Source organism: Xenorhabdus stockiae (assembly GCF_002632825.1).
In the GTDB taxonomy this organism is placed as follows: Bacteria; Pseudomonadota; Gammaproteobacteria; order Enterobacterales; family Enterobacteriaceae; genus Xenorhabdus; species Xenorhabdus stockiae.
Genome location: NZ_NJAJ01000024.1, coordinates 19,379 through 32,504 on the forward strand (window position 1 = coordinate 19,379; position 13,126 = coordinate 32,504).

Genomic DNA, 13,126 nt, shown 5'->3' on the forward strand with positions numbered 1-13,126 from the left:
GAAACCAGGTTCAATCAAGCCACACACTACTTTCGAATCTGAAGTGTATATCCTGAGCAAAGATGAAGGTGGCCGTCATACTCCATTCTTCAAAGGTTACCGTCCACAGTTCTACTTCCGTACAACTGACGTAACCGGTACTATCGAACTGCCAGAAGGCGTTGAGATGGTAATGCCAGGTGACAACATCAATATGATCGTTACTCTGATTGCTCCAATCGCAATGGACGAAGGTCTGCGTTTCGCAATCCGTGAAGGCGGCCGTACTGTAGGTGCTGGTGTTGTTGCTAAAGTGATCGCATAATTTTTTTAATGTGTTCATTTTGGAAGGGCATCGATAGATGCCCTTTTTATACGTTGTCTTAAGAAGAACCTATCTCATCAATAGTTGTCGATGGGTACATCAAATAACTGTACTGAATTATTGGTGAGATAGGCTCTGATACAACGGATAGGCTTTGGTATCCACCTGTTTTCAGACAAGCAGCTTTAAGAGAACTCTTCTTAATAAGTTCGTTTTCGGGCAAACGGATACAAAAAGTCCTGCTGAATTATGACGCCGAGTCAGATACAATTACAATTATTTTTGGGTTCGGTCTGATTTGTTTTGCTCTTGCGAGGCAAGCTGGCTATCTATTTACATCATAGTTACTTACATATAGTTACAGGTTGGTTTATGAGTGCGAATAGCAATGCTCAAGAAAGCGGGCGTGGTCTTGATATAGCAAAATGGCTATTGGTAGCAGTGCTGCTGGTGGTTGCTATTGTGGGTAATTACTATTACCGGGAGTATAACCTGCCCCTGCGCGCGATAGCCGTTGTTGCTATTGTTGCCCTTGCAGGAGCAGTTGCATTGTTGACTGCGAAAGGTAAAGCTGCATTAGCATTTGCCCGCGAATCTCGCGTCGAAATGCGTAAAGTCATTTGGCCAACTCGCCAGGAAGCCCTGCATACAACACTGATTGTTGCAGCAGTAACGGCTGTCATGTCGCTGATTTTGTGGGGGCTTGATGGTATTCTGGTGCGTTTAGTTTCATTTATTACAGGCCTGAGGTTTTAAGAATGTCTGAATCCCCAAAAAAGCGTTGGTATGTCATACAGGCATTTTCTGGGTTTGAAGGTCGCGTAGCCCAATCTCTGCGTGAACATATCAAATTACACGATATGGAAGACTCTTTCGGTGAAGTTATGGTGCCGACAGAAGAAGTTGTTGAGATCCGCAGTGGCCAGCGTCGTAAAAGCGAGCGTAAATTCTTCCCGGGCTATGTCTTGGTACAAATGGTAATGAACGATGCAACATGGCATCTGGTTCGCAGTGTACCTCGCGTAATGGGTTTTATTGGCGGTACATCTGACCGTCCTGCACCAATCAGTGATAAAGAAGTCGATGCGATTATGAATCGTCTTCAGCAGGTTGGTGATAAACCACGTCCAAAAACTTTGTTCGAACCAGGCGAAATGGTCCGCGTCAGCGATGGCCCATTTGCAGACTTCAATGGTGTTGTAGAAGAAGTCGATTACGAGAAGAGCCGCCTGAAAGTTTCGGTTTCTATCTTTGGTCGTGCTACGCCAGTTGAGCTGGATTTCAGTCAAGTCGAGAAAGCTTGATTTGATGCTTAATTGAGCTATTTTGCTTGCAAAGGGTGTGAAATTAGCATACAATTTCGCGCCTTTTGTTTTTGTTCGGAGGCTATTTTAGTTTATCCGAATAGGCAATAAGTCTGATGACAGACATAATTTTTGTGGTTTTGCCTGATTTAGTTATTAGGCGGGGCCTGAAACGTTAGGGGAGCCTCTTTCCAGAGGCGATAATACCCATATAGAGGAAATATAGATGGCTAAGAAAGTACAAGCCTACGTTAAGCTGCAAGTTGCAGCGGGTATGGCTAACCCAAGCCCACCAGTTGGTCCAGCACTGGGTCAGCAGGGTGTTAACATCATGGAATTCTGTAAAGCGTTCAATGCTAAAACTGAAAGCATTGAAAAAGGCCTGCCAATTCCAGTTGTTATTACTGTTTATGCAGACCGTTCTTTCACTTTCGTTACCAAAACCCCACCAGCGGCGGTTCTGCTGAAAAAAGCAGCAGGCGTTAAATCTGGTTCCGGCAAACCGAACAAAGAGAAAGTTGGTAAAGTAACCAGCGCTCAGATTCGTGAAATTGCTGAAACTAAAGCTGCGGATATGACTGGTGCTGACGTTGACGCGATGATGCGTTCAATCGAAGGTACTGCTCGTTCCATGGGCCTGGTAGTGGAGGGTTAATCAATGGCTAAACTGACTAAGCGCATGCGCACTATTCGTGAAAAAGTTGATGCAACTAAGCAATACGACATCAACGAAGCCGTTGCTCTGCTGAAAGAACTGGCTACTGCTAAGTTCGTAGAAAGCGTTGACGTAGCTGTTAATCTTGGCATCGATGCTCGTAAATCTGACCAGAACGTTCGTGGCGCAACTGTACTGCCACACGGTACCGGTCGTTCAGTACGTGTTGCTGTATTTACCCAGGGTGCAAATGCTGAAGCGGCTAAAGCTGCTGGCGCAGAACTGGTAGGTATGGAAGATCTGGCTGAACAGATTAAGAAAGGCGAGATGGACTTCGACGTAGTTATCGCATCTCCAGATGCAATGCGCGTTGTTGGCCAGCTGGGTCAAATCCTGGGCCCACGTGGTCTGATGCCAAACCCGAAAGTTGGTACTGTAACTCCTAACGTTGCTGAAGCTGTACAGAACGCTAAAGCTGGTCAGGTTCGTTACCGTAACGACAAGAACGGTATCATCCACACTACCATCGGTAAAGTTGACTTTGACGCTGACAAACTGAAAGAAAACCTGGAAGCTCTGCTGGTTGCGCTGAAAAAAGCGAAGCCATCTTCAGCTAAAGGCGTTTACGTTAAGAAAGTTAGCCTGTCCACTACCATGGGCGCAGGTGTTGCGATTGACCAGTCTGGTCTGAACACCGTAACAGCTTAATAATTTAGGCTGAAAGCGAATAACGCTTTACCTCAGCGTCAGATTTGTCTAAAATCTGACGCTTCGAATTTGACTGAACAGATTTATAACAATTTATAATAATTGGTACATAAAATTTGTTCAGGGTAAATCACAGTTTTCGGTTGGAGCTTGGCCTAATCCAAGCCCCGTCCAAGACCGCAGGCGTAAGTACGTAGATACATTACTTACTTAATATCCTGCGTAGACGGTGACAGAGCCAAATGAAATTTAATTTCTGGATTCTGCTCACCGTGTTTCAGCGCTCAGGCATATTTCATGTTCTGAGTGAAGTGAGTCCCGGGTTTGCCCGGTTAATCCAGGAGCAAGAAGCTAATGGCACTAAATCTTCAAGACAAACAAGCGATTGTTGCTGAAGTCAGCGAAGTAGCCAAAGGCGCGCTGTCTGCGGTTGTTGCGGATTCTCGCGGCGTTACTGTAGATAAAATGACTGAACTGCGTAAAGCAGGTCGCGAAGCTGGCGTTTACATGCGTGTTGTTCGTAACACTCTGATGCGTCGTGCTGTTGAAGGTACTGAGTATGAGTGCCTGAAAGAAGCGTTTGTTGGTCCAACCTTGATTGCTTTTTCTAACGAACATCCGGGCGCAGCTGCTCGTCTGTTCAAAGATTTCGCGAAAGCGAACCCAGCATTCGAGATTAAAGCAGCAGCCTTTGAAGGTGAGTTTATCCCAGGTTCGGACATCGATCGTCTGGCTACACTCCCAACTTACGAAGAAGCAATCGCACGCCTGATGTCAACCATGAAAGAAGCCGCTGCAGGCAAACTGGTTCGCACTCTGGCTGCGCTACGCGATCAGAAAGAAGCTGCTTAATTGCTTATTTCCTTCGTTGCTTTTTAACGTATAAATTATTTCTGAATTTTAGGAACACTTGTTATGTCTATCACTAAAGAACAAATTCTGGACGCAGTTGCAGAAATGTCTGTAATGGACGTTGTTGAACTGATCAGCATGATGGAAGAAAAATTCGGCGTTTCTGCTGCTGCAGCTGTTGCTGTAGTTGGTGGTGCTGCTGAAGCAGTTGAAGAAAAAACTGAATTCGACGTAATCCTGACTGGCGCTGGCGCTAACAAAGTTGCTGTAATCAAAGCAGTACGTGGCGCAACTGGCCTGGGTCTGAAAGAAGCTAAAGACCTGGTTGAAAGCGCACCAGCAGCACTGAAAGAAGGCATCAGCAAAGACGACGCTGAAGCTCTGAAAAAATCTCTGGAAGAAGCAGGTGCTTCTGTTGAGATCAAGTAAGATCAGTTTGAAGTTCGCAGCCTAATTTTCAAGGCTGGCGGCTGGCGATTTTTTAATCGCCAGCCTTTTTGCGCTGTAAGGCAGCTTGTCGTTTTGTAAGGACTTTGTTTTACAAGGATTACTTTACAAAAAGATTGCCTTACAGAGCACATGCAGGGTGTTAGTAGCATTTCACACTGTTTGGCTACTCATCAACCCAAAATACTCCTTCCTATTGACGACTTAATATACTGTGTTCTCAGCTACGATCCACTCGGGTAGCTCGGTAGTAAGGTAACGCAATGAAATGATTTAAGAGTAATAGCAATGAGTATTACGGAAAATATTCTATTTTCTGTTCGAAAAAATAGTGTTGCAGAGTGCTGTCCTTAAGGGCGGACAGAGTGGGTCACTTATCAGCGAGCTGAGGAACCCTATGGTTTACTCCTATACCGAGAAAAAACGTATTCGTAAGGATTTTGGTAAACGTCCACAAGTTTTGGATGTACCATACCTTCTTTCTATCCAACTTGACTCGTTCCAGAAGTTTATCGAGCAAGATCCTGAAGGCCAGAATGGACTGGAAGCGGCCTTCCGTTCTGTGTTCCCAATTCAGAGCTACAGCGGCAGTTCTGAACTGCAATATGTAAGCTACCGTCTTGGCGAACCTGTTTTTGATGTTCAAGAGTGTCAGATCCGTGGCGTGACTTATTCCGCTCCACTGCGCGTTAAACTGCGTCTGGTGATTTATGAGCGTGAAGCGCCTGAAGGCACAGTAAAAGACATCAAAGAACAAGAAGTCTACATGGGTGAAATTCCACTCATGACTGATAACGGTACTTTCGTTATCAACGGTACTGAGCGCGTAATCGTATCTCAGTTACATCGTAGCCCAGGCGTTTTCTTTGACAGCGATAAGGGTAAAACCCATTCATCCGGTAAGGTACTGTATAATGCACGTATCATTCCTTACCGTGGTTCATGGTTGGATTTCGAATTCGATCCTAAAGATAACCTGTTTGTGCGTATCGACCGCCGTCGTAAATTACCGGCTTCGATTATTCTGCGCGCGATGGATTACACGAGCGAAGACATTCTGAATCTGTTCTTCGACAAGACCACGTTCGAAATTCGCGACAACAAATTGCAGATGACTCTGGTACCAGAACGTCTGCGTGGTGAGACAGCTTCATTTGATATTGAAGCGAACGGCAAACTTTATGTTGAAAAAGGCCGTCGTATCACTGCACGTCATATCCGCCAGTTAGAAAAAGATCAGGTAGACCGCATTGAGGTGCCTGTTGAATATATCGCGGGTAAAGTTGTTGCAAGAGATTACATCGATCAGAATACGGGTGAAATCATCTGTGCTGCGAACATGGAACTCTCTTTGGATCTGTTGGCACGTTTGAGCCAATCTGGTCATAAAACCATTGAGACCCTGTTCACCAACGACTTGGACCACGGTGCATACATCTCCGAGACTCTGCGTATTGATCCAACCAACGACCGCCTGAGCGCATTGGTTGAAATCTACCGCATGATGCGTCCGGGTGAACCACCAACACGTGAAGCAGCAGAAAACCTGTTTGAGAACTTGTTCTTCTCTGAAGATCGTTATGATCTGTCTGCTGTTGGCCGTATGAAGTTCAACCGTTCACTGGATCGTGAAGAGATTGAAGGTTCCGGTATCCTGAGCAAAGCTGACATCATTGATGTCATGAAGAAGCTTATCGATATCCGTAACGGTAAAGGCGAAGTGGATGATATCGACCACTTGGGCAACCGTCGTATCCGCTCCGTTGGTGAAATGGCTGAAAACCAGTTCCGTGTAGGTCTGGTACGTGTAGAGCGTGCGGTGAAAGAGCGTCTGTCTCTGGGCGATCTGGATACCCTGATGCCTCAGGATATGATCAACGCTAAGCCAATTTCAGCAGCAGTGAAAGAGTTCTTTGGTTCCAGCCAGCTGTCTCAGTTTATGGACCAGAACAACCCACTGTCTGAAATCACTCATAAACGTCGTATTTCTGCTTTGGGCCCGGGCGGTCTGACCCGTGAACGTGCAGGCTTTGAAGTTCGAGACGTACACCCGACTCACTATGGTCGTGTATGTCCAATCGAAACGCCTGAAGGTCCAAACATCGGTCTGATTAACTCCCTGTCCGTTTATGCTCGTACCAACGAATATGGTTTCCTTGAAACCCCTTATCGTTTAGTACGTGATGGCGTGGTAACAGATGAGATTCATTACCTGTCAGCGATTGAAGAAGGTAACTACGTCATTGCGCAGGCTAACTCCGCACTGGACGAAGAAGGCCACTTCATCGAAGAACTGGTAACCTGCCGTCATTATGACGAATCCAGCTTGTTCAGCCGTGATCAGGTTCAGTACATGGACGTTTCGACACAACAGATCGTGTCCGTCGGTGCTTCCCTGATCCCATTCCTTGAACACGATGACGCCAACCGTGCATTGATGGGTGCGAACATGCAACGTCAGGCGGTTCCAACTCTGCGTGCAGACAAGCCGCTGGTCGGAACAGGCATGGAGCGTGCGGTAGCGGTTGACTCCGGTGTAACCTCCGTTGCTAAACGTGGCGGTGTGGTTCAGTACGTTGACGCATCCCGTATCGTGATTAAGGTTAATGAAGATGAAATGTACGCTGGTGAAGCGGGCATTGATATCTATAACCTGACCAAGTACACCCGTTCTAACCAGAATACCTGTATCAACCAGATGCCATGTGTATCTCTGGGCGAAATGGTAGAACGTGGTGACGTTCTGGCTGATGGTCCATCCACCGATTTGGGTGAGCTGGCACTGGGTCAGAACATGCGCGTGGCGTTCATGCCATGGAATGGTTATAACTTCGAGGACTCCATCCTCGTATCTGAACGTGTTGTTCAGGAAGACCGTTTCACTACTATTCATATTCAGGAACTGGCTTGTGTATCCCGTGATACTAAACTGGGGCCTGAAGAGATCACTGCTGACATCCCTAACGTAGGTGAAGCAGCGCTGTCTAAACTGGACGAATCCGGTATCGTTTATATCGGTGCGGAAGTGAAAGGTGGCGACATTCTGGTCGGTAAAGTGACACCTAAAGGTGAAACTCAGTTAACGCCAGAAGAAAAACTGTTGCGTGCGATCTTTGGTGAAAAAGCGTCTGACGTTAAAGATTCATCACTGCGTGTACCAAACGGTGTTTCCGGTACTGTTATCGATGTACAGGTCTTTACCCGTGATGGCGTAGAAAAAGACAAGCGTGCTCTGGAAATCGAAGAAATGCAGTTGCGTCAGGCGAAGAAAGACCTGACTGAAGAACTGCGTATTTTCGAAGCTGGTCTGTTTGCCCGTATTCGTACCGCACTGGTTGCCGGTGGAATTGAAGCGGAAAAATTAGACAAGCTGCCACGTGAGCGCTGGTTAGAACTGGGTCTGGCTGATGAAGATAAACAGAATCAGTTGGAACAGTTGGCAGAACAGTATGACGAACTGAAAGCTGAGTTCGAGAAAAAACTGGATGCTAAACGCCGTAAGATCACTCAGGGTGATGATTTAGCACCTGGCGTACTGAAAATCGTTAAGGTTTATCTGGCAGTGAAACGTCAGATCCAGCCTGGTGATAAGATGGCAGGTCGTCACGGTAACAAGGGTGTAATCTCTAAGATCAACCCAATCGAAGACATGCCTTACGATGAAAACGGTACTCCTGTTGACATCGTACTGAACCCGCTGGGCGTACCATCACGTATGAACATCGGTCAGATTTTGGAAACTCACCTGGGTATGGCGGCGAAGGGCATTGGTGACAAGATCAATGCAATGCTGAAACAGCAGCAGGAAGTTGCCAAACTGCGTGAATTTATCCAGAAAGCTTATGATCTGGGTGATGACACCCGTCAGAAAGTTGATTTGAATACTTTCACTGACGACGAAGTCATGCGTCTGGCTGAGAACCTGAAAAAAGGTATGCCAATCGCAACGCCAGTCTTCGACGGTGCGAAAGAGACTGAAATCAAAGAGCTGTTGCAACTGGGTGGCCTGCCGACTTCCGGTCAGATCACACTGTTTGACGGCCGTACTGGTGAGCAATTCGAGCGTCAGGTAACCGTTGGTTACATGTACATGCTGAAATTGAACCACTTGGTTGATGACAAGATGCACGCCCGTTCTACCGGTTCTTACAGCTTGGTTACTCAGCAGCCGCTGGGTGGTAAAGCACAGTTCGGTGGTCAGCGTTTCGGGGAGATGGAAGTGTGGGCACTGGAAGCATACGGTGCTGCCTATACTCTGCAAGAAATGCTTACCGTTAAGTCTGATGATGTTAACGGTCGTACCAAGATGTATAAAAACATCGTGGACGGTAACCACCAGATGGAACCAGGTATGCCGGAGTCTTTCAACGTATTGCTGAAAGAGATCCGTTCCTTGGGTATCAACATCGAGCTGGAAGACGAATAATAAATCATCGTTTTCCGCTGGCACTGCCCGCCTTATGTTGAAATAACATAGGATCGGGCAGTCTGCCAGCCAGTGGTTACACTGGTTACAAGGGGGGAGTGGCATGGGCCACTCACCTAACAGGTCTAACTCCGACAGGAGCCATTTCGTGAAAGACTTATTGAAGTTTCTGAAAGCGCAAACCAAGACCGAAGAGTTTGATGCGATCAAAATTGCTCTGGCCTCTCCAGATATGATCCGTTCGTGGTCATTCGGGGAAGTAAAAAAGCCGGAAACCATTAACTACCGTACGTTCAAACCTGAGCGTGACGGTCTTTTCTGTGCGCGTATTTTCGGGCCGGTAAAAGATTACGAATGCTTGTGTGGTAAATACAAGCGCTTAAAACACCGTGGTGTGATTTGTGAGAAGTGTGGTGTTGAAGTCACTCAGACTAAAGTTCGCCGTGAACGTATGGGTCACATTGAACTGGCATCTCCGACTGCTCACATCTGGTTCCTGAAATCACTGCCATCCCGCATCGGCTTGCTGCTGGATATGCCACTGCGCGACATCGAACGCGTACTGTACTTCGAATCCTATGTGGTTGTAGAAGGCGGCATGACCAGTCTTGAGCGCAGTCAGATCCTGACTGAAGAGCAGTATCTGGATGCACTGGAAGAGTTCGGTGATGAGTTCGACGCAAAAATGGGTGCAGAAGCGATCCAATCTTTGTTGAAAAACATCGATCTGGAAAACGAATGTGAAACTCTGCGTGAAGAGCTGAACGAAACCAACTCTGAAACCAAGCGTAAGAAACTGACCAAGCGCATCAAGCTGCTGGAAGCTTTCATTCAGTCTGGTAACAAACCAGAGTGGATGGTTCTGACTGTTCTGCCAGTTCTGCCACCGGATCTGCGTCCATTGGTTCCTCTGGATGGCGGCCGTTTCGCAACGTCTGACCTGAACGATCTGTATCGTCGCGTTATCAACCGTAACAACCGTCTGAAACGCCTGCTGGATCTGGCTGCGCCAGACATCATCGTACGTAACGAAAAACGTATGTTGCAGGAAGCGGTTGATGCATTGCTGGATAACGGTCGTCGTGGTCGCGCAATCACGGGTTCCAACAAACGTCCTCTGAAATCCCTGGCTGACATGATCAAGGGTAAACAGGGTCGTTTCCGTCAGAACCTGTTGGGTAAACGTGTTGACTACTCAGGCCGTTCTGTAATTACCGTAGGTCCATACCTGCGCCTGCATCAGTGTGGTCTTCCTAAGAAGATGGCACTGGAGCTGTTCAAACCATTTATCTACGGCAAGCTGGAACTGCGTGGTCTGGCGACTACCATCAAAGCAGCTAAGAAAATGGTTGAGCGCGAAGAAGCAGTTGTATGGGATATCCTTGATGAGGTTATCCGTGAGCATCCGGTTCTGCTGAACCGTGCACCAACCCTTCACCGTCTGGGTATTCAGGCGTTTGAACCGGTTCTGATCGAAGGTAAAGCTATTCAGTTGCACCCATTGGTGTGTGCGGCTTATAACGCCGACTTCGATGGTGACCAGATGGCTGTTCACGTACCGTTGACACTGGAAGCCCAGTTGGAAGCGCGTGCGCTGATGATGTCTACCAACAACATCCTGTCTCCGGCGAGCGGTGAACCAATCATCGTTCCATCTCAGGACGTTGTACTGGGTCTGTACTACATGACCCGTGACTGTGTTAACGCGAAAGGCGAAGGCATGGTTCTGACCGGTCCTAAAGAAGCAGAACGCGTATACCGCGCAGGTCTGGCTTCTCTGCATGCCCGTGTCAAAGTTCGTATCACTGAAGAAGTGAGAGATGGCGAAGGCAACGTTACGGTTAATACAGGTCTGGTTGATACCACTATCGGTCGTGCCATCCTGTGGATGATTGTACCGCGTGGTCTGCCATATTCACTGATTAACCAGCCACTGGGTAAAAAAGCGATCTCTAAGATGCTGAATACCTGTTACCGTGTGCTGGGCCTGAAACCAACCGTTATCTTAGCTGACCAGACCATGTATACCGGTTTTGCTTACGCTGCCCGTTCAGGGGTATCCGTAGGTATTGACGACATGGTTATTCCTGAGAAGAAAGAAGGCATCATCGCGGAAGCAGAAGCTGAAGTTGCTGAAATTCAGGAACAGTTCCAGTCAGGTCTGGTAACTGCGGGCGAACGCTATAACAAAGTTATCGATATCTGGGCGGCGGCAAACGAACGTGTTGCTAAAGCGATGATGGAAAACCTCTCTTCTGAAACTGTGATTAACAGCAAGGGCGAAGAAGAACAACAGGTTTCCTTCAACAACATCTTTATGATGGCCGACTCCGGTGCTCGTGGTTCTGCTGCTCAGATTCGTCAGTTGGCGGGTATGCGTGGTCTGATGGCAACGCCAGATGGCTCCATCATCGAAACCCCAATCACCGCGAACTTCCGTGAAGGTCTGAACGTACTTCAGTACTTCATCTCAACCCACGGTGCTCGTAAAGGTCTTGCGGATACCGCACTGAAAACTGCGAACTCCGGTTATCTGACCCGTCGTCTGGTTGACGTTGCTCAGGATCTGGTTGTTACTGAAGATGACTGTGGTACTCATAATGGCATCATGATGACTCCGGTTATCGAAGGTGGTGACGTTAAAGAACCTCTGCGTGAGCGTGTACTGGGTCGTGTGACTGCGGAAGACGTTCTGAAACCGGGTTCTGCGGACATTCTGGTTCCACGTAACACTCTGCTGAACGAAAAATGGTGTGATCTGTTAGAAGAAAACTCCGTTGACAGCGTGAAAGTACGTTCTGTAGTTAGTTGTGAAACTGACTTCGGTGTCTGTGCGAACTGTTACGGACGTGACCTTGCTCGTGGTCATATCATCAACAAAGGTGAAGCAGTTGGTGTTATCGCGGCACAGTCAATCGGTGAGCCGGGTACACAGCTGACGATGCGTACGTTCCACATCGGTGGTGCGGCATCTCGTGCGGCAGCAGAATCCAGCATTCAGGTACGTAACAAAGGTCAATTGAAACTGACCAACGCGAAATTCGTTACCAACTCAGCGGGCAAACTGGTTATTACTTCCCGTAATACCGAATTGCGCCTGATTGACGATTTCGGTCGTACTAAAGAAAGCTATAAAGTGCCTTACGGCTCCGTATTGTCAAAAGGTGATGGCGAGAAAGTTGCCGGCGGTGAAACCGTTGCTAACTGGGATCCACACACCATGCCAGTCGTGAGTGAAGTGTCCGGTATCATCCAGTTCTCTGACATGGTAGATGGGCAGACCATTACCCGTCAGACAGACGAACTGACCGGCCTTTCATCACTGGTGGTTCTGGACAGTGCAGAGCGTACCGGTAGCGGTAAAGACCTGCGTCCGGCACTGAAAATCGTTGATGCTCAGGGTAACGACGTTCTGATCCCAGGTACAGATATGCCTGCTCAGTACTTCCTGCCGGGTAAAGCGATTGTTCAGCTGGAAGATGGCATATCTATCTCTGCGGGTGACACGCTGGCGCGTATTCCTCAGGAATCTGGCGGTACTAAAGATATCACCGGTGGTCTGCCACGCGTTGCAGACCTGTTCGAAGCACGTCGTCCGAAAGAGCCTGCTATCCTGGCAGAAATCAGCGGTATCGTTTCCTTCGGTAAAGAAACCAAAGGTAAACGTCGTCTGGTAATCAGCCCACTGGATGGTAGTGATGCTTACGAAGAGATGATCCCTAAATGGCGTCAGCTCAACGTATTCGAAGGTGAGGTTGTTGAACGTGGTGACGTGATCTCCGATGGCCCAGAATCTCCACACGACATTCTGCGTCTGCGTGGCGTTCATGCCGTTGCTCGTTACATCACTAACGAAGTTCAGGAAGTTTACCGTCTGCAAGGCGTTAAGATTAACGATAAACACATTGAAGTTATCGTTCGTCAGATGCTGCGTAAAGTGACCATTGCAAGCGCGGGAAGCTCTGAATTCCTTGAAGGCGAGCAGGTTGAATACGCACGCGTTAAAGTTGCTAACCGTAAACTGGATCAAGATGGCAAAGTCCCTGCGACCTTCCACCGTGATTTGTTGGGTATTACCAAAGCATCACTGGCAACAGAATCCTTCATCTCTGCGGCGTCGTTCCAGGAAACAACCCGCGTACTGACTGAAGCAGCTGTTGCAGGTAAACGTGATGAATTGCGTGGCCTGAAAGAGAACGTAATTGTGGGCCGTCTGATCCCTGCGGGTACAGGTTATGCTTACCATCAGGATCGTATGCGTCGCCGTCACGAAAACGAAGTGGTTGAAGCACCACAAGTGACTGTTGACGAAGCCACTGCAAACCTTGCTGAATTGTTGAATGCAGGTTTCGGTAACAGCTCCAACGAGTAAACCATGATGAGTAGGATACATAATTCGTATCACTAATCATAAAATGCCCTCTCTGGTA

General features: G+C 47.8%; 9 protein-coding genes. All 9 read left to right on the plus strand.

Features of this window, described 5'->3' with window-relative positions:
- Positions 1 to 304 (plus strand): EF-Tu C-terminal domain-related protein (locus Xsto_RS13075; RefSeq protein WP_479688473.1); only part of this gene is annotated, 304 nt, incomplete at its 5' end.
- A gap of 372 nt (positions 305 to 676) precedes the next feature.
- Entirely contained in the window at positions 677 to 1,060 is a 384-nt protein-coding gene (gene secE / locus Xsto_RS13080; protein WP_099109246.1) for a preprotein translocase subunit SecE, read from the plus strand.
- A 2-nt stretch (positions 1,061 to 1,062) separates the two neighbouring features.
- Positions 1,063 to 1,608 carry a transcription termination/antitermination protein NusG gene (gene nusG / locus Xsto_RS13085; protein WP_099109247.1) on the plus strand — a complete coding sequence of 182 codons (546 nt, stop codon included), beginning with the start codon at positions 1,063 to 1,065 and terminating at the stop codon, positions 1,606 to 1,608.
- Between the two features lie 226 nt (positions 1,609 to 1,834).
- Entirely contained in the window at positions 1,835 to 2,263 is a 429-nt protein-coding gene (gene rplK / locus Xsto_RS13090; RefSeq protein WP_010848553.1) for a 50S ribosomal protein L11, read from the plus strand.
- A 3-nt stretch (positions 2,264 to 2,266) separates the two neighbouring features.
- Positions 2,267 to 2,971, plus strand: coding sequence for a 50S ribosomal protein L1 (rplA, locus tag Xsto_RS13095; protein WP_099109248.1), 705 nt, complete (start codon positions 2,267 to 2,269; stop codon positions 2,969 to 2,971).
- A gap of 354 nt (positions 2,972 to 3,325) precedes the next feature.
- Complete coding sequence (rplJ, locus tag Xsto_RS13100) at positions 3,326 to 3,823, plus strand: 50S ribosomal protein L10 (protein WP_099109249.1); 498 nt, start codon at positions 3,326 to 3,328, stop codon at positions 3,821 to 3,823.
- 63 nt (positions 3,824 to 3,886) lie between these two features.
- Positions 3,887 to 4,252, plus strand: coding sequence for a 50S ribosomal protein L7/L12 (rplL, locus tag Xsto_RS13105; protein WP_045972989.1), 366 nt, complete (start codon positions 3,887 to 3,889; stop codon positions 4,250 to 4,252).
- Positions 4,253 to 4,667: 415 nt separating this feature from the next.
- Positions 4,668 to 8,696, plus strand: a complete 4,029-nt coding sequence (gene rpoB / locus Xsto_RS13110) for a DNA-directed RNA polymerase subunit beta (protein WP_099109250.1) — start codon at positions 4,668 to 4,670, stop codon at positions 8,694 to 8,696.
- 148 nt (positions 8,697 to 8,844) lie between these two features.
- Positions 8,845 to 13,068 (plus strand): DNA-directed RNA polymerase subunit beta', encoded by a 4,224-nt coding sequence (gene rpoC, locus Xsto_RS13115; RefSeq protein ID WP_099125330.1) that lies wholly within the window; start codon positions 8,845 to 8,847, stop codon positions 13,066 to 13,068.
- Positions 13,069 to 13,126: the final 58 nt, after the last annotated feature.